This window comes from Clostridia bacterium (assembly GCA_017394805.1).
Lineage (GTDB): Bacteria > Bacillota > Clostridia > Christensenellales > CAG-1252 > RUG14300.
The window spans coordinates 63,465-82,136 of record JAFPXC010000011.1; the positions used below are offsets into that span (position 1 = coordinate 63,465).

At 57.1% G+C, this 18,672-nt stretch carries 16 protein-coding genes; 4 read left to right on the top strand and 12 right to left on the bottom strand.

The annotated features are described in order from the left end of the window. Positions 1–38 precede the first annotated feature (38 nt). A complete protein-coding gene (locus tag II896_02725; protein MBQ4443559.1) occupies positions 39–899 on the top strand; it encodes an SPOR domain-containing protein in 861 nt (286 codons plus the stop codon). A 58-nt stretch (positions 900–957) separates the two neighbouring features. Here the strand turns inward: II896_02725 and II896_02730 are convergent, their stop codons facing one another. The 5 genes from II896_02730 to II896_02750 are packed head-to-tail and all read right to left on the bottom strand — an operon-like array spanning position 958 to position 5,956. Next, positions 958–1,656, bottom strand: a complete 699-nt coding sequence (locus II896_02730) for a hypothetical protein (protein ID MBQ4443560.1) — start codon at positions 1,654–1,656, stop codon at positions 958–960. 10 nt (positions 1,657–1,666) lie between these two features. Continuing rightward, positions 1,667–2,422, bottom strand: a complete 756-nt coding sequence (locus II896_02735) for a Nif3-like dinuclear metal center hexameric protein (GenBank protein MBQ4443561.1) — start codon at positions 2,420–2,422, stop codon at positions 1,667–1,669. Further along, positions 2,419–3,093: an SAM-dependent methyltransferase gene (locus II896_02740; protein MBQ4443562.1), complete on the bottom strand. Its 675-nt coding sequence runs from the start codon at positions 3,091–3,093 to the stop codon at positions 2,419–2,421. The genes II896_02735 and II896_02740 overlap by 4 nt, the downstream gene beginning before the upstream one ends. Next, positions 3,093–4,163: an RNA polymerase sigma factor RpoD gene (gene rpoD, locus II896_02745; GenBank protein ID MBQ4443563.1), complete on the bottom strand. Its 1,071-nt coding sequence runs from the start codon at positions 4,161–4,163 to the stop codon at positions 3,093–3,095. Before rpoD ends, II896_02740 begins: the two co-directional genes overlap by 1 nt. Positions 4,164–4,177: 14 nt before the next feature. Continuing rightward, positions 4,178–5,956 carry a DNA primase gene (locus II896_02750; protein MBQ4443564.1) on the bottom strand — a complete coding sequence of 593 codons (1,779 nt, stop codon included), beginning with the start codon at positions 5,954–5,956 and terminating at the stop codon, positions 4,178–4,180. Between the two features lie 192 nt (positions 5,957–6,148). On the opposite strand from II896_02750, the gene II896_02755 reads away from it, so the two are divergent. Both II896_02755 and II896_02760 read left to right on the top strand, forming a co-directional pair. Then, entirely contained in the window at positions 6,149–7,042 is an 894-nt protein-coding gene (locus tag II896_02755) for a DUF421 domain-containing protein (GenBank protein ID MBQ4443565.1), read from the top strand. Beyond that, on the top strand, positions 7,039–7,419 hold the full coding sequence (locus II896_02760; protein ID MBQ4443566.1) for a DUF4363 family protein: 381 nt from the start codon (positions 7,039–7,041) through the stop codon (positions 7,417–7,419). The genes II896_02755 and II896_02760 overlap by 4 nt, the downstream gene beginning before the upstream one ends. 192 nt (positions 7,420–7,611) lie before the next feature. On the opposite strand, the gene II896_02765 is transcribed toward II896_02760, so the two are convergent. Continuing rightward, positions 7,612–9,429: a hypothetical protein gene (locus II896_02765; protein MBQ4443567.1), complete on the bottom strand. Its 1,818-nt coding sequence runs from the start codon at positions 9,427–9,429 to the stop codon at positions 7,612–7,614. Positions 9,430–9,617: 188 nt separating this feature from the next. Here II896_02765 and II896_02770 point away from each other — a divergent pair, with 188 nt between their 5' ends. After that, complete coding sequence (locus II896_02770) at positions 9,618–10,589, top strand: threonylcarbamoyl-AMP synthase (protein MBQ4443568.1); 972 nt, start codon at positions 9,618–9,620, stop codon at positions 10,587–10,589. A gap of 401 nt (positions 10,590–10,990) precedes the next feature. On the opposite strand, the gene II896_02775 is transcribed toward II896_02770, so the two are convergent. From II896_02775 to II896_02800, 6 genes are all read right to left on the bottom strand, one after another. Then, entirely contained in the window at positions 10,991–11,878 is an 888-nt protein-coding gene (locus II896_02775) for a sigma-70 family RNA polymerase sigma factor (GenBank protein MBQ4443569.1), read from the bottom strand. A 322-nt stretch (positions 11,879–12,200) separates the two neighbouring features. Next, positions 12,201–13,067 carry a sigma-70 family RNA polymerase sigma factor gene (locus II896_02780; protein MBQ4443570.1) on the bottom strand — a complete coding sequence of 289 codons (867 nt, stop codon included), beginning with the start codon at positions 13,065–13,067 and terminating at the stop codon, positions 12,201–12,203. A 428-nt stretch (positions 13,068–13,495) separates the two neighbouring features. Further along, positions 13,496–15,175: an alpha-glucosidase gene (locus II896_02785; protein MBQ4443571.1), complete on the bottom strand. Its 1,680-nt coding sequence runs from the start codon at positions 15,173–15,175 to the stop codon at positions 13,496–13,498. Positions 15,176–15,358: 183 nt separating this feature from the next. Further along, complete coding sequence (locus II896_02790; GenBank protein ID MBQ4443572.1) at positions 15,359–15,778, bottom strand: DUF296 domain-containing protein; 420 nt, start codon at positions 15,776–15,778, stop codon at positions 15,359–15,361. A gap of 140 nt (positions 15,779–15,918) precedes the next feature. Next, positions 15,919–16,629, bottom strand: coding sequence for an alpha/beta hydrolase (locus II896_02795; GenBank protein MBQ4443573.1), 711 nt, complete (start codon positions 16,627–16,629; stop codon positions 15,919–15,921). A gap of 4 nt (positions 16,630–16,633) precedes the next feature. Beyond that, on the bottom strand, positions 16,634–18,613 hold the full coding sequence (locus tag II896_02800) for a U32 family peptidase (GenBank protein ID MBQ4443574.1): 1,980 nt from the start codon (positions 18,611–18,613) through the stop codon (positions 16,634–16,636). Positions 18,614–18,672 lie beyond the last annotated feature (59 nt).

An 18,672-nucleotide genomic window follows, 5' to 3' on the forward strand; every position in this document is an offset into this window, starting at 1 on the left:
GGCGAATATCTCGCGCATTCGCGCTCATATAGATAGGTATGGAAAAAGACTATACCACCTACGCCGATTTCAAGGCGGGACTTGCCGAGCAACGTTCCGCCGAACACGTCGTCGAAGATATGCGTTCGCGCCCCGAATCCCCCAAGAAAGAATCACGAACGCCCGCCGCGCGCCCCCAACGCAAACCCCATCGCCGCCGCGGTGCCTTGCGCAGCGCCGTATTCCTCGTGCTGGTGATTGTACTGCTCTTTTCGCTCGCCTTGCTTTGTGCGGATTTTCTCCTGCCCACGGGCGTCACGGGGTACGTCACCGAGACCTTTGCCCCCGCGCCCGCCGCCGTATACGCCGTATCGGCGGGTGCTTTCGACGCCCTTGGCGAAGCGCGCGCTTTGTCCGACAACGTGCGCCGAAAAGGCGGCGCGGGCTTCATCGCCTACGACGGACGATACCACGTACTCTTGTCCGCCTACCACGACCGCGACCAAGCGCAAGCGGTCGCCGACAAACACGGCTATACGGTCTACCCCATTCTCACCGAGGGAATGTCGACCGCCGACTTCCCCCTCGCCTACCGCGCCAAGGTCAAGCCCCTCGTCGGCTATCACGTAGACCTCTACCGCACGCTCTATGACCTCTCGGACGGCCTCGCCCAAAAGGGCACCACCGTAGCCTACTGCCGCGAACGCGTCCGCGCCGCGCTAACGGCCCTGCAAGAGAAAGCCGAGCCTTTCCTCTCGTCTGCCGAAAAGGCCACGGACGCCGCCACCTTGAATTACCGTTCGGGCGTTTTGGCCGCCCAAGCCGCGCTGAACAATCTCATCGACCAATCGACCGACGCGGATTTCCTCACTGACCTCAGATGGACGTATATCATGGTCTTGCGCATCAACCGCATATAAATCGTAAAAAAAGCCGTATTCAAATGAATACGGCCAATTTCGTTTCGCTCTCGCTCGGTTATTCCGCCTTGTAGATAATGCGGTGGCAACTCGGGCAGAGCACGTAGCCCTGCGTTTCGATTTTCTCGCGGGTGGTGCCGTCCAAATCCATAAAGCAACCGCCGCAGTTGCTGCCGTTCAAGGTGACCATCGGGTGCTTGACCTTCCGCTTGCGCAGGTCTTGGTAGACGGCCAAACCTTCGCCTATGCCCTCGCCCGCCTTCGCGAGGCGCGTCTTGATATCGTTGATACGAGGGGCGTACTCCTTCTTGGCGTTGTTGTAGGCGTCCAACACGGCTTTGGTGCGCACGGTGGCGTCCGAAGCGTCCGTCGAAGCCTTGGCGGCCTGCTTGCGAATGTCGGCGACGGTCTTGCTGAGCGCGGCGATATCCGTGCCGAGCGAAGACAGGTTGGACAACAGTTTCTCCACGTTCTTGCTATAGAAATCGGCCTCGTTCTCGTCCTCGATTTCGCCCGCCGTGGTCTGGTACTCTTTGAGTTGCGCCAAGCACTCTTGATAGCGCTCGTTCATGGCGTTGATTTGCTTGATGATATCCTCGGCGTCCGCATTCAACTTGACGATGAGTTCCTGCGCGTCCGTATAGCGCTTCTTCTGCGCGTTATACTCTTTTACGGCGGGTTCCTCGTTGAAAGCCGCGTACAACTTGGTCATTTCTCCGTCGATTTTGGCGTACTCCAATAATCCTTTGATATCCATATATACTCCTTCACCCGATGACACACGGGTTCTTTTGGCAAGAGGCGTAGGCATTGACGCCCGCCTTTTGCAAGATTTCGATAATAATTGTAACAAATATTTGCTCGCTCGTAAAGTGTCCGAAGCAAATTAAGTGTCCGTTATTTTGTTCCGCGTACCTCAACTGATGGTGTTTGCACTCCCCCGTCAGGTACACGAGCCCGCGCTGTACGCACGAAGCGACGGTCTCGTCGCTTGCACCCGCACCCGTGCACAACGCGCCCTCGGTGGTGAGGTCGTCGCGCCCTACGGCGTAGGCGGTAACGTCGTCTAAGCGCTCGCGCACGAGCGACCGCAAGGCCGACAAGCGGATGGGCGGCATACGGAAAGTCACCGCGTATTCGTCCTCGTCCAGCCGTCCCGTCACCTCGCCGCCCAACGATTGGACGAGGCGTTCGCTATTGCCGCCCGCGCACTTGTCCACGTTGGTATGCGCGGCAATATAGTTGAGGTCGTCGCGGATAAGAGAGGCAATCAATCTGCCCGTGTAATCCGACTGCACTACCGCCGCCAAAGGCGACCATATCGCGGGGTGATGGGTGACGATGAGGTTGGCCCCCAACGCCTTGCACTCGGCAATGACCGCGGGCGTAAGATCCACCGCGACCACCACGCCCGTCACCGGAGCGTCGAAGTCGCCCGCCTGCAACCCGCTGTGGTCGAAGTCGGCTTGGCTGTCAAACGGCGCGAATGCGTCTATTAGGTCGTATACGTCTTTTACTGTCATATCCTATTCAAATACTCTATTTCGGCGGCCACTCTTTCGTCGCGGTTGCCCGCTCGGACGATGCGCGTCAACTTGTCCGATCGCTCGGCTTTGTAGGCCGCGTATTCGGGATTATCCGCGTTTTGCGCACCTACGTACCAATTCTCCCATGGGGACAGCGCGTCTATCTCGGTCTGCCAATCCGCACCGACGGGACGCGCCGCCGCGCCCTCCGCCGCCAACGCACGATACCAATGCCCTTCGTCCAATAGGACGAAATCCGCCTTGACCGTATAGCCCGCAAGGGACAAATAGCGCGTCACGGCGTCCGTGTTTTTGTGCGGCACCAGCACCAATCGCGGGGGCGCGAAGGGGGCCGTCGCCAGAATGCGGGCGATTTCCATACCGCCCATACCCGCTATGACCGCCGTTTCGACTTCGTCCGTACCAAGGGGTTTCAGTCCGTCGCCCACGCGCGTTTGGAGCGGCAAATCGTATTCGGCCGCCAATCGCTCGGCCTTGGCCAACGAGGGCGCCGATATATCCACTCCCACGGCCTTGTCCGCCGCGCCCGTAGCAAGGCAATACACGCACAACTTGCCGTGGTCGCAGCCGATATCGGCCAAAGCCTCGGTATGCCCCACGAGGGTCACCGCCGCTTGCAGTCGTTTGGACAGTTTGGGCGGTTTCATCAATTACCCAAAAAACCTTTGAGTTTGTCTTTGCGTTTGGGGTGGCGCAATTTGCGCAAAGCCTTCGCCTCTATCTGACGGATACGCTCACGCGTCACGCCGAACTCCTGCCCCACCTCTTCCAAGGTGCGCGCGCGGTTGTCGTCCAAGCCGTAGCGCATACGGATCACTTTCTCCTCGCGCGGCGTCAGGGTGGACAACACGGCCATCAACTGCTCTTTGATCATGGATTGCTCGGCGTGCTCGGAAGGTTGCGAGGCCGAAGTGTCCTCGATGAAGTCGCCCAAGTGGCTGTCCTCTTCCTCGCCGATAGGCGTCTCGAGGGACACGGGATCCTGCGCGGTGCGCTGTATCTCGATGATCTTCTCGGGCGTGGTGCCCATCTCGGCGGCGATCTCCTCGGGCGTGGGATCTCTGCCCAACTGTTGCGTGAGGTAGCGCGACACGCGGGCGGTCTTGTTGATGGTTTCCACCATATGTACGGGCAGGCGAATGGTACGCGCTTGGTCGGCCAAGGCGCGCGTGATGGCCTGCTTGATCCACCAGGTCGCGTAGGTGGAGAACTTGAAGCCCTTGGTGTAGTCGAACTTATCCACGGCCTTCATCAAACCCAGGTTACCCTCTTGAATGAGGTCGAGGAAAGCCATACCTCTGCCCACGTACTTCTTGGCGATGGACACCACCAACCGTAGGTTGGCCTCGGACAAGCGGCGCTTGGCGTCCTCGTCCCCCTCGCTCATAGCCTTGGCGAGGGCACGCTCTTCTTCCTGCGTCAGCAAGGCGTAACTGCCGATATCCCTTAGGTACAGTTTCACGGCGTCGTCGATATTGACGTCGGTCACCAGCCGTTCGATATTCTCGGGCTTGTCCGCTTCTTCTTCGGGTTGATTGCTCACCTTGATCTTTTTCTCTTCCAACGCGTTGAACACGTATTCGGCGTCCTCAGAGGTATATTCGATTTTGGCCATCTTCGCCAAAATGTCCTCTTCGGTCACGAAACCTTTGGTTTCGGCCACTTGCGCCAATCGTTCCACTACCGCGTCTAAGAGTTCTTTCTTTTCTTGTTCCATAGATTTCCTCCGCTCTATCGCTTGGATAGATTATTTATCTGTTTTTGCACAGCGTTGATTTGCTGTAACAATTCCTTTCGCTCGTCTTCATCTTCTGCGGCGCCGTACGCGGCCAAAAGGTCTTTCTTTTGCACGTCGTAGTACTCGCGCATCACGCGCCGTTTGCTGTCCGCAAAGGCCTTAGGCAATTCGTCGTCGGGCGGCATAGCCATGGTCAACACGGCGTTGCACTCCTCTTCGTCCACCCCGATTTGGTAGATATTGCTGGGCATGATGGGCGCTTTGTTCACCATGCAGTCCAACACGTACTCCGCGATGGCTTTGTGCGCCGCCGCTTCGTAATAGGCGGGCGCCACCCACTCTTCCGTATAGTCGGGACGAAGGAGCATCAGCAACAGCAAAAAGCGACAAGCTTTATAATATCCCGCTTTTTCGGGGGATAATTCCACCTTTTTGTCTTTTTTCGTCGGCGTTTCGACCGTTGGCTTGGGCTTGGCGGTCGAGGTGACCGACTTCTTCAAAGCGTCCTTCGACACCGCGGTCTTCTCGCTTATCAAATCGAGATAAGCGTCCTGCTCCACCGCGTCGAGGTCGGAAATGATGCGCAGACACTCTTTGGCGTACGCGCCCCTGCCATCCGCCGAGGTCAGGTCGAACCGAAGCCCCGCGCGGGCGATTTTGTGCTCGTACAAGGGCAAGGCCTCGTCCAGACACTTTTGGTAGGCGGCCTTGCCGCGTTGGCGTATGAGTTCGTCGGGGTCCAACCCGTCGGGCAGATTGACCACCCGCACTTCGAGCCCCGCGCGTTTCAAAATGTCAAGACCGCGCATGGTATTGTTTTGCCCCGCCGCGTCGCCGTCGTAGGAGATATACACCTTGCCGACCATGCGGCGCATCAAGTTGGCTTGCTGTTCGGTAAGCGCCGTCCCCATGGAGGCCACGGCGTTCTCGAAGCCCGCCTCGACCAACGCGATGACGTCCATGTACCCCTCTACGATGATGAGGCTGTCCACCGCCTTTTTGAGACGGAGTTTCTTGACGAAATTGAGCCCGTACAAAGTACTGCCCTTGTGGAAGAGCACGGTCTCCTGTGAGTTTTTGTATTTGGCGACGCCCTCTTTCTTCTCCAACACGCGCCCGCCAAAGGCGATGACTCTGCCTTGCGCGTCGAAAATGGGCACGATGATGCGGTTGGCCAAAAAGTCGTAATGGTCGCCCCGCTCCATATTGGTGCCGATGAGCGAACACTCGCTCATCTCCTTGAGGGTATAGTCGGCGGCACGCAACTCGTTGATGAGGGCTTGTCCGCCCACCGAATAGCCGATGCCGAACTTGCGCAAGGTCTCGGGGCGCAACCCTCTCGACTGCATATATTCCTGCGCTTTGGGGTTTTTGGTGAAATTGTTGTAGTAATGCCGTGCGGCCAAACGCATCATCTCGTAGAGCCGTTCGTTCTTCTCGGCCTTTTCTCGGTCGAACTTGGTCTCGGGCACTTTCATTCCCACCGAAGCGGCCAGGGCTTTGACGGCGTCGATATAACTCAAATCGTCCGTCTTCATCACCCAACTGATGACGTCGCCCCCCTCGTGACAGCCGAAGCAATAGAAAAAGCCGCGCGCTTCGTCCACGCAAAAAGAAGGCGTCACTTCGTGATGAAAGGGACAGCAGGCCCACCATTTATTGCCTTTTCTCGTCAGGGCTACGGAAGAAGAAATCAAGTTGACTATATTGACCTTGAACTTTAATTCTTCCAAAAACGCGGGCGTCAAACCCGACTCGCCGTCGTATGCCATTCGGTACCTCTATTTTTTGATACTACGCTATTAATAGTCCGTTTTTCTCAAAAATACTCTTTTACACCAAATTCTTAACGAAATCTTAATAATAATACGCGTATTACGGGTATCCTGCCGCATTCTGCGCCCGCTTTCGGCGGAATCCGCGCCGAAGTACATAATCCGCCCGATTCCGCGCATACCAACGGTATGCTTATCGTTTTCGTGCGTTCCATCATCATCTATATCTTGCTTTTGATTATCATGCGCCTGATGGGCAAGCGGCAACTCAGCGAATTGCAGCCTTTCGAGTTCGCCATCACCCTCATCATCGCCGAATTGGCGTGCATTCCCATGGCCGAGGTGCAGATTCCCTTGGTGTACGGCGTCATACCCATCTTCACCTTGTTCGTCGTCCACCTTATCATCACCAAGATCGGCAGTAAAAACCTGAAGTTCAACAAGTTTATGAACGGCAAACCCATCGTCATTATGACGCCCAAAGGTATCGATATGCGCCTTCTCAAAGAGTTGGATATGAACGTGACCGACCTACTGCACGCATTGCGGGCGGCGGGTTACTTCTTCCCCAGCCAAGTGGCCTACGCCATACTCGAAACGGACGGCAAATTGAGCGTCTTACCCAAAGGGTACGCCTCCCCCTTGACGGCGCAGACGGCCGGGATAGCGTGCGAAGAGGTGGCGATGGCGTACCCCGTGATATGCGAGGGGGTATTGCAACAGAGTTATATGCAGTTGGCCGAGGTCACCGAGGGGCAAATCGACGCCTTACTCGCCCAAAACGACCTCAAAACCGAGGACGTGATGCTCCTATCGGTGACGGGCGGCGAAGAAGCTTTCCTGCAACCCAAGCAAGGGGACGTCATCATCACCCGAATGCCCGAAAAGACGGACGAAACGGACGGCAAGGACACGGCGGAAGAAAACGATGGCGAGGCGGACAAAACCGACGGCACAACGGGCGAAAACCATGGCGAGATGGGAAATAGCCGACGCACCTGCGCGGCGCAAACGCGCTCGGACGACGCGCCCGCACCCGAGCCAAAGGATAGAAAGAAAAACAAACGGGGGTGCGACCGATGAAGCGCACCGTATTCGCCGTCGTTATCATCGTCGTCATGCTGTCGGCGGGCGTGGCCGAGCAAATCTATCTGCACCGCCTGTTCGCCGACCTACACGACCAAGCCGAAGAAATATCCCTGTTGGTCGCCGCGGACGACCTGCCCCAAGCCCTCGAGCGGACGGCAGAATTGCAGAATTGGTGGGAGTGCCGCAAGCATTTCCTCGAGGCGGTGGTATCGCACAACGAGACTAAAGAGGTCACCCTGCGCATCGCCGAACTGCGCGGCTATATCGCCATAGACGACCGCAAGAGCGCCTACGCCACCGTGGCCATTCTAATCGAAACGTCCACCAATCTCCCCCACCTATTGGGTTTCTCGTGGGACACGATCTGTTAGCGTTTCCGCCCGAACCCTATCGCTCCTTGCACGAAAAAGGGCTGTCGAGAAGCAATCCCGACAGCCCTCTATTCTGCCTCGTTCGCTACGCGCCCGAGGCAACGTAGCCGCGATTCACTTTATAGCGGCACACCGCATTCGCCGTAGGCGAAAACCGCGTAGCCTACGCCCGCACTTCGTGCCGACGCGTCGTTATATCGAAAACTCGACCACGGCTTCGGCGGCCGTCTCCCGCGCCAATCGCAGGCCCTCCAAGCACGCCGACTGCGACTCGTACATCACGCTCGAGAACACGCGGCCGCCTTGGACGCGCACGGTGTAGAAATACTCGTCGTCCACGGTGTTGACCACGGCCTCGCCCGTTTGAATGGTGGTGCGGAACACGCCCGCCGACTTGAACGCCGCGTCCTTACTGCTGCAGCCCTCGCCTACCGCCAACAACTTGCCGTTGGGCGCGTAGTACATAAAGTGCCAAATGTTGCCCTCCGACTCGATGACGAACTTGCCCGTCTCGGACGCGTAGGGACGATCCGCGCTGGCCACGCGCTCCTTTTTGGCGCCGGCCATCTTCTCGAAATCTTCCTCGGTCAAGTTGCCCACTTGGTCCTTCTTTATGGGCGTCACGTCAAGGGCGGGACGCAGTCTGATCTCGGCCTCTTTGGCCTCCAACGCCGCCGCGGTATCCACCACTTGCACGTAGCGGGGATTGAGTTTGATGAGTTTGATGATTTGCAAGGCGCGGTCGCTGCGATATTCCAACCCGCTCTGATAATTCACGGGCGCATAGCCGGCTTTCTTGCGCATTTCGCCCGCCGCCGCCACGTGCATGATGAGGCGCAAGGTACGCCTGAGGGACAGGTCGGACTTCACGCGCATCAGCATAGGCGTAGACGCGTACTTGCGCACGTTGCTCACGTCGCGGAAGCGCAATTTGCCGTACACGTCGGCGTAGGCCTTGGGGTCCAACGCCAAGAACACGCACAATGTTTTGCCCGCCACGCCCATACGCGCGAAAGTGCGCCGACCTTGCATATAGGTCTCGCCGCTCCAACTCTCGTTGCAACGCGTCTTTTCGTAACTCAACAACTCGTTCTTGATGATGGAATAGTATTTCTTGTTCTCCGCCGAGCCTTGAATGAGTTTGCTGCGGAAACTGCGCCTGTATTTGGAGCCGACGATAGCACCCGCCACCACGGCCGCGCCGTCGGTAGCCTCCGCGTCGTACTCCTCGTCGTCGATATCCAATTCGGCGAGAATGTTGACTTCTTCCTCGTCCTCTGGCTCGTCGGGTTCCTCCTCCCATTCGTCGAAGTCGCCGCCGAAATCGAAGTCGCCGTAGTCCTTATTTTGATCCGTCATGCTCGACAGCAGGCTCTCCTCTTTGTCCGCTTCCTCGGCGGTATCCACGGCGGCCAACGCGATCTCGTCCTCTTCCTCGGTGGTATCGGGGGTAGACTCCGCCACGGCGGGCGCTTCCTCGGCCTGCCGCACGGGCGGAATGAGATCGGGCACGTCTTCCTCGTCCTCGGTATATGCGATGGGCTCCTCGTCTTTCTTCACGAGGGGTTCTTCCTCGACCGCTTCCTCGGGGACGGCCTCATCCTCGTACTCGATGGTGGCCACGGGGGCGTCGGTCTCTACGACGTCCGCTTCTTCCTCCGCCGCGATTTGCTCGCTTTCGGGTTCGGCCGCTTCTTCGACGGGTTCGGCCGCTTCGCCAACGGGTTCGGGTTGCGCCGTCTCCTCTTCCTCGACCAAGTCGAGCGTATCCTCTTCTTGGGGCGAGGCTTCTTCTTGGGGTTTCACGCCCTCTTTTTCCATCTCGGCCAAGACCATTTGCTCAAACTCCGAGGGCTTATCGTCCCCCTTCTTTTTGGCTTTCGATACCAACGCGAACACCACGCTGCCGATGATGGCCGCACCCACCAAAACCGCGCCGAGCACCAAAATGGCGACGGGGATGGGCAACCCACCGATATTTACCGTTGTCGCAGACAATATACTTTTCAAAGTCGTATCCTCCGAACGTTAATTATACTTATACTTATATCATACTATCACAAAATGAATGATTATGCAATACCTTTTTGGAAAATACACCCCGTACTTTGCCCAAAAACGGACGAAATTCGTTCAAAACGTCGGGAATCTATCCAAAAACACTTAACAAACGCCCCGTTTCTTGGTATAATTCGACCATGGAAACCATCGTAGGAGACAAGCGATATCTTGCGGAAGCGGCACGGCTCATTCGGGAGGGCGAGTTGGTCGCCTTTCCCACCGAAACGGTTTACGGCCTCGGCGCGGACGCCTTCAATCAACGGGCGGTCGAGCGCATTTTCGTATGCAAAGGCAGACCGCAGGACAATCCCCTCATCGTGCACCTATCCGATTTCGCAGCGCTCCCCTCGGTCGTCAAAACCGTGCCCCCGTTGGCACGCGTTCTCTACGACCGATTTTGTCCGGGGCCTTTGACGATGATCATGCCCAAGGGCGACGCCTTACCCTCGGTCGTCACGGCGGGGCTCGGCACCGTGGGCATACGCTTTCCGTCGCACCCCATCGCGCGCGAACTCATCGCCTTGTCGCGCCCCATCGCCGCCCCGTCGGCCAACGTCAGCAAGCACGTCAGTCCCACTACGGCCATGCACGTCTACGACGATTTGGCGGGCAAGATACCCCTCATTCTGGACGGCGGCACCTGCGCGGTGGGCATAGAGAGCACAATCGTAGACCTAACCCAAGAGGTTCCCACCATTCTCAGACCGGGCGCGGTCACCAAAGAAATGCTCGCCGAGGTCACCTTGGTCGCCACCCATTCGGGCGAAGTCAAAGTGGCGCTTGCGCCGGGTATGAAGTATATGCACTACTCTCCCCGCTGCGACTGCACCATGTGCGCTCCGTCCGCCATCGCCGAGGTCTATCGCGACGCGCTCCAAAAGGGCGTCCGCGCCGTCGTGCTGGCACAGCAAAGCACCCTCGACAACCTACCTTTTCCCGTGCAATCCCGCTCTTTGGGCGACAGTCCCACGATGATCATGCACGAGTTGTACGCCGCTTTGCGCGAGGCCGAAACGCAATATCAACTGATTATTCTCGAGCAATTCGAGGAGACGGGCGTGCTCTACTCGGTGATGAATCGCGCCAAAAAATCCGTCAACGTCCGCTGACTTCTTTCTGTCCGCAACGCATAATCCGTTATTGTTCCATCGTCCGCAGGCGGACATCACGCGAAGCGTGTATATCGTCACAGCCATAGGCTGTGCATATTTTTTATTCGGCGGTGCGAAAAAAAAGCCTCGGCGCCATAGGCACCGAAACTCCCCTTATCAGCACTTCCCTTGCGGGGAAGATTTTTCAAATACTTTACACGCCGCAAGGCGTACCTCGCATCGGCTTTGCCGACACATCGCCTTTGTCCTCGGCAACTATTTCGCATTCGCCGCAGGCGAACCACATCCCGACGAATGCCGGATTTCTCCTGCTCGCGGTTCGAGCAGATTTTCCCCATTCGTCAGAATGGATTTCTCCCAAGGCGATGCCTTGGATTTCACTTACGCCAAGGCGCGCCCTACGCGACTTCCAACCCCAACGCTTTACGCAATTTGCCGCGAATTTCGACCAAAATGGCGGATACGCGTTGACGGCTGACGCCCACTTGATAGGCGATCTCGGTGATGGTCATGCGGTCGGCGTCGCCCAAACCGACGTAATGCTCGAGAATGTAGCGTTCGCGGTCGGACAACAGGTCGCTCTCGATGGCCTCGTAGATGAGGCGCAGGGTCTCTTCGTCCGCGACGATATCCTCGGGATTGGCGTCTTCGTCGGACACCGAGTCGCCGAAGGTCTCCCCGTCAGGCTCTTCGGCGTTGACGGGCTTGTCCAAAGACGCGGACACGTTGCCGAGCGCCAAGAGGTTGCGCACCTTGTCTTGCGCTTTTTCCTTTTTGTAGGGGGGCATAGAGGGGTAGTCGCGCTTGCTGAACTTTTGATAGAAGCGTTTGGTCGTTTCCTCGAGCGCTTCCCACTCGCTCATGCCGTCGGCGATCAACGAACGATAGGCCAAACGAACGAAGGTGGATTGACGACGCACGTTGATTTTGACGGCCATACCGTCCTTCATACCGTCCAATTTTTTGGTCAGGTGGCGCAGAACGATGACGCGCGCATAGGTGCGGAAAGAAGCGTGACTGAGATTGTCCACGTCGTACTTCTCCAAGATTTTGGTCAAGTAGAAGGCACCCTCCTGCACCAAGTCCAAGATCATGGGACACAGGCCGAACACCGAACGCACCGTGGACGCCAACCAACACAGTTGTGCGGACAAGAATGCGTCGCGAGCCGCCATGTCGCCGCTTCGTTTGTATTCGCGAAGCAACGCGTTCTGTTCTTCCGCCGACCGCATATAGCGGTAGCAAGATTTGTAATAACTCTTATAGTCATCCCAATCGTTTTTCATAGCATAGTTCCCCTTTATCTGATTTTTTAATTATAAACGATTATAAACGAGTGATTAATCTGCCTATAATCCCCCTTATACATATAATAAGATAAATCCGCACCGTTGTCAAGAACTTTTTAGTTAAAAAGCAAATTTTTCTGCAATCCTGCGCAATTATTGTTGTTTTTACCATTCAAAATGTAAACACACAACAGCCGATTTGTCAACGGTGCGTACTTGATAGAGTGCCGAAGAAGGAATCGACGAGACGCCCCCTTTCGTCCCGCCTACAAAAATGCCCTCGCCTGCGGGGGCGAGGGCAATCGAATTTTCGATTGGCCTATCCCCTGCCGAGCATATACGCCCGCACTTTTTCGAGGGCGTTATTCAAGATGGTATTGACGCGCTGTCTGGACACGCCCAGCACCTCGCCGATCTCCACCGCGCTCAATTTGGTATTGCCGAACAAGCCGTGGTAGCGAATCAGCGCAAAGCGCATCCTCTCGGGCAAAGCGTACACCGCTTCGCGCAGCAAATCCATCGTCTCCTGCTCGACGGCTTCCTGCTCGGGCCCGGGGCGCGTATCCGACACCTGGTCCATCAAGGTAAAGTCGTCCTCGCCGTCGCCCAAGGGCGCGTCCAACGAAAGGTCGCTTCTCGATAGCGACAGCAAGCCGACCACGCAGTCCATGGCCGCGGCTTTGGACGTCTCGTCCAACCTGTCGTAGTCCGCCTCGCGCTCCTCGCGCACGAAATACTTGGTCGTCTCCTCGAGGGCCTGCCGATGGCTCATACCGTCCGCCTCGCACGCGCACATCATCTTGTTGAGCCGCCGACTGACTTTCAGCGAGTTGGGCGCCACTCTCAGGCTGTGCACGTACCCCATGCGGTTGGTGTCCGCCTGTTTGAGGATATACGGCTCGGCATACGAGCGGAATTTGGCTTTGGCGGGATCGTAGGTCTCCACCAAAGACAACAGCTGCATATTGGCGTCCTGGATCAATTCCATCAAATAGCCACTGCTACGGTAATGATTGAAAAGGGTTTGCGCCACCCACAAAAGTTGCGCCTCGATAAACGCGTCGCGCGCGTCCATATCGCCCTCTTCGCGGTATGCGAAGAGAAGCGTCATCTGCTCCTCGTGCGAGCGACGGTACTGCGCGCACTTTTGCGTATAGGCATTGTAATCGGTGTATCCTTCGAACATAACTTTCTCCTTTTGCATCTTAGCACGGCGCGTCCTTTTTTGTCAACGGTTGCTTTGCCGAAACAAAAAGAAGCCCATCCCAATGGTTGAACCGTGAATTGTCGTTGCGTGCTGCCCGAAAGAACGGGCAATATGTGTGGATCTCCTATGTCCGAGCTAACTTGCCGTCCCCCATACCATACCTAAAACAAGACAACAAAGAAGCGTCGTGAACTTTTACCGCCGCGCCCCGAGACGTCAAGCGCCCTTGGAATACGACACGTCGCGCGGTCGATTATGACGTGCTCTATTATCTTATACCACTTTTTGCGAAAAAGCAATAGGGAATTAAAAAATTTTTTATCTTTTTTTCGACTTTTTTCGCCCGCACGAAAAACGGCTCTTTCTTTTGCCGAAAGAGCCGTCTATCTCTATTGGACCGCGAGAGATTACAGCACCTCGAACGCCACCGCCTCGTAGGGCTTCAGCACGCAGTCTTCCAATTTGATATCGTCCTTGTAGTTGTGGAACAGCACCTTGGTCTCTTTGCCCCGCAATTCTTGGGGCACCTTGAACTTGGCCGCTTTGTCCGTGTAGCTGGCCACCACCACGTACTTCTTGCCGTCGTAGGCGCGCTCGTAGCACCACACGTTCTTATCCTTGGGCAAGTAGCACTTGTAGTCGCCCTCGCGAATGACCTCGTTGCCCTTGCGGAAGTTGTTGATGGCTTGGTAGAAATACCATATACTGTCCTTATCCGCCAAGGCCTCTTCCACGTTGATCTCGGTATAGTTGGGGTTGACCATCTGCCAAGGCGTGCCCGTGGTGAAGCCCGCGTTGGCCTCGGCCGACCATTGCATGGGCGCACGCGCGTGATCGCGCGCTTTCTTGTTCATCGCCCAACGCACGATGGGTTTGAGGGGCGGAAATTTCTTGGCGATATCGTAGATTTGAATGCTCACCACGTCGCGGTAGTCCTCGGGCTTCAAGTCCGCGTAGTTGGTCATACCGATCTCCTGCCCTTGGTAGATATAGGGCGTGCCGCGCATAAAGTTCATGCTGATGGCCAGCATCTTGGCGACCTCTTTGCGATACTCCAACTTGCCGTATCGCGGCAGCGAACGCGAATAGTCGTGATTTTCGATATACAGCGAGTTCCAGCAGGTCTTGGGCAACCCTTGCCACGACGAGAATATCTCCTTCCACTTGACGAGGTTGAACTTTTTGGGCACCGTAGTCAGGAAACTGTCCACCTGCGTCTGGTGCTCGAAGGTGAACACGCAGTCCAACTCTTCCTTGCTCTCGTCCACCGCGTCGAAGGCGTTGTCCACCGTGATACCCTGCGCCTCGCCCACGATCATCGTGTCGTAGCGGGACCAAGCGCGTTGATTGAGCTCGTGGATATAGCGGTGATAGTTGGGGCCGATGACGAAATACTCGTCGCCGCACACGGCGGGATTCCACTTGCCGTTGGGGAAGCGGGGATCCTTGCTGATATAGGTGATGACGTCACAGCGGAAGCCGTCCACGCCCTTCTCGAACCAATAGTTGCATATATCCGCGACCTCTTGGCGCACCTTGGGGTTGTCCCAATTCAGGTCGGGTTGCTTCTTGTGGAAGAGGTGCAAATAGAATTCGCCCGTCTTCTCGTCGTACTCCCACGCAGAGCCGGTGAAGCGCGAAGTCCAGTTGTTGGGGGGCTTTTTGCCGTCCTTGCCGCGCCCTTTCTTCCATATATAATAGTCGCGATAGGGATTGTCCTTGCTGCTGCGGCTCTCCTTGAACCAGGGATGCTCGTCGCTCGTATGATTGACCACGAGGTCCATCACCAGACGAATGCCCCTTTGGTGCATACCCTCTATCATCTCCTCCCAGTCGGCCAGAGTGCCGAATTCGTCCATAATGTCGCGATAGTTGGAAATGTCGTACCCGTTGTCGGCGTTGGGGGACTTGTAGCAGGGGGACAGCCACACGGCCGTCACGCCCAAGTCCTTGAGGTAGTCCAGCTTGGAGATAATGCCGCGGATATCGCCCACGCCGTCCCCGTTGCTGTCGCAAAAACTACGCGGATAGATCTGATACATCACCGCGTCTTTGTACCAACGTGTTTTGGGAGAATTGTTTGCCATATTACCCTCCTTAGTAAGCGTATATACTTAATTTTATACTAACGCGCGCCCATTTGCAATACCCTTACGGATTTTTCTTTTTGGAAAATGCAAGAAAAAAGCGCCGCCGCACGGCGCGCCTTTCGGCTATACGACTTTTCTCCGTCCGTCGTTCACACGGACGAAACCTTGCGATGCCGCTTCTCAAAAGGTTATGCGGTTGATGCCCAAAGCGACGTCGCGCTTTCTGTCGACCGCGCCCTCGACGACCTCGACGAATATCTCGGCGGTCAGGCTGACCGTCCCCTCGAATAGGTGACCGCCCACCACCATACCGCTCGCGCCCGTCGCCGTGATATGCAGATGCAGGTAGGGCTTGCCGTCCTTTTGGGTGAGATTGCCTACGAGGGCGTTGATCTCGTGATTACCCCTGTAGCGGTAGCGGTCGTAATCGCCCGCCGTGAGGTCAAAGACGCCCACCTCGAAGTCGTCCGTCGCGCCGATACCCGACACCGCGGCCAACGCCACGTTCTCCTCTTCGGCCAACGCCAGCAAACTCTCCGCTATTTTGTCACCCTTATCCAACCGAACGACGATTTCCTTCCCATATCGCTTATACTCCATACTCCTCTCCTTGTTTTTATAGGTTTCACATCTATAAATTCCACAACTCGCCGTAGGCGAACTTCACTCAAGGCCTTGCCTTGAACTTCACTGCGAATGCTACTTCACTTTCGCATAGCGAAAACTTCACCGCACTTGTGCTATTTCCCGAACGCCAGCAAAAACGCCACCGCCTTGACGACGCGTGCCTCGGGCTCGTGGAAATGATTGCCCTCGTTCCGCTCGAACGCCACCCGTTGCCCCCGCGTGGAAAGGCGCACGTATATGCGCCCCGTGTACGGCTCGACGGTGTTCAGCACGTCGTCCTTAACTTGCCCTTCCTTGTCGCCCAAGGACATATAGATACATTGCGGCCTATTGACGGCGGTATGCTCGGACACGTAGTCCACGAAGCCCCAATACCACAGCGAGCCGGACACGGACGCGATGCGGTCGAAGACGTCGGTGCGATAGAGGGTATACAGCGCGAATAACCCCGCCATGGAGTAGCCGACCAACCCCCGCCACAGGGGCTTGAAATCGAGCATTCTCTCGACTTTGGCCATAATGCGCTCCAATACGGGCAAATACGCGTCCGCACCGCCCGCAAAAGGCTCTCCGCGTTTGGTCAACGACGGCCCCGCCCACGGCGACATATCCCCGTGCCAATCGGGCACGGCTATCTCCGCCAGCACGAAAGGCGGCAGTCCTTTCTCGCGGCAGGATTCCCATATCGCGCGCCCCTCGTCGGCGATGGTGTGCATATACACCACGGGCAAGGGAGTTTTGGCGTTGAGGTTGCCGTACACCCGTACCTCGTGCCCCTCGAGGGCGAAATTGATGCACCATTTGTTCGCGAAATAGTCTTCCATAGCGCTATTCCAGATAGAACGTGCATGTCGCCACCTTCTTGCGCGTGAGCCGCAGGCGCTTGCCCCCGTCCATCACGTAGACGTACCCTTCGGCGTATCGACAATGTGCGCAGTCGCCGCCTACGAGGCATTTCATCGGACAATGGCGCAAGGTCATATAGGGCATTTCGCCCGCCGCAAGAGGCAACCCCAAGGCGTTGGCCGCGTGCGCGTTGTACGCGTTGAGCCCCGCGCCGACCAACATATCCCGCCCCGCGCCCAAGGTGAGGGCGTAGTAGTTATTCGCCAAAACGCCCACGCCACCGGCCGCGATCATCTCTTTCAAGAGGTCGACGTCCTCTTTGGTGGCGAAGTTGGGCAACGCCAGATAGGGCACTGCCCCTTTCTCGCGGCACGCTTGAGCGAAAGCCTTCACATCCTCTTTGCGGTAGTCGGCCGGATCGTAGACCACCCTATCCCCTTCGGGGATATACTCGGGGCTTGCGGTCACCGCATACGGCGCGTACGACGGGAACGCCATGGGCTCGACCGTCCAATGCGCCAAGCGGCGCTTGTAGGGTGCTAATCGTATCGCTTTTATCTCGGCGAACACCCCACGGCGAAACTCGTTAAGTTGCTTCTTGGGCAAAAACACGGCTTCCAAGGCGTCGAACGACACCTTCGCCTCGAACAAATCGCTCTTTGCGAAATTGTCCGCGAAGTCGCGCTCCGCGAGGGGTTGATTTACAGCCGCTTGCGCCACGGGCCCCTCGAACGCGTAGTCTTTGCCGTCCACCGCGAATTTGGCATGGAGCGGCTCCCCAGCACGCACGCACAAGGCGATATCCACCACGTCGCGCCGCCTGCCGTTCAGCACGGCTTTTTCGGCTTCCGCGTCCGTAATGAGGCGCACCGTCGCGCCCACGGACACCTTGGCGGTGGTAGTCAGGCGATAGACGCCCCCCTCTTGTTTGAGGTCGAAGGCGGACACCGTGCATTCCTCTTGCCCGTCCACGAAAAACTTGAGAGCCGAGCGCGGCGTGATGGGCCTGTCCGCGCGGAAATACACCTCGTCGAACCGCTTGCCGTGGTTGACCTCGACGACCTCGCCCACCGCTACGCCGATATGGCTCTGATAGGGCGAAATAATCTCCCCGTTGCCATCGAAATAGCCCGCCGTATACAGGCGATTGAAGGCCAAGGCCAGCCGTTCGCGGTCGGGCGTTTGCCCGTCCAACGCCTTGCGGTATTCGGCCGTGGTCATACCCACGTAGGACGGCCGCCTGGCGCGCCCCTCTATTTTGAGTACGTCCACGCCGGCCGCCGCGAGGTCCAACAGGCGATCTATCATACAAAAATCCTTGGCGGACAACAGATACCCACGTTTCAGCACCTTGCCGTCCTTTTCCAAAGCGTAGGGCAAGCGGCACAACTGCTTGCACCGTCCGCGGTTGCCCGAAGCGTCGCATACGCGCTCGGAGAGGTAGCAGTTGCCCGAGAAACACACGCACAACGCGCCCTGCGCGAAATATTCTATTTCGACCGAGGCGTTGTCCTTGATACGGCGTATCTCGGATAGGGGTGTTTCGCGCGCCAGCACCACCCGACGGAAGCCGAAGGGCAACACCGCCTCCACTCCCTCGAGATTGTGAATGCCCATCTGCGTGGAAGCGTGCAACACCACTTCGGGCGCGCGCTTATGCACCTCGGCCGCCAAGCCGAGATCCTGCACGATAAAGGCGTCCACGCCCATATCGTAGGCGTCCACCAACAGGTCGACCGCCTCTTGCAACTCCTCGTCACGCAGCAAAATATTGAGGGTCAGGCACACCTTTACCCCGAACGTGTGGGCGTAATCGACGGCCTCCTCCAAGGTCTCCAACGTAAAGCCCTCTATATTGTTGCGCGCGTTGAAGCCGCCCACGCCGAGATACACCTCGTCCGCGCCGAAGGCGACCGCCGCGTACAAACTATCCATATTTCCCACGGGTGACAACAGTTTCATACCCCGATTATACCACGTTCCGCCCGATAATTCAATGCGCAAAGTAGTATTTGATAGAG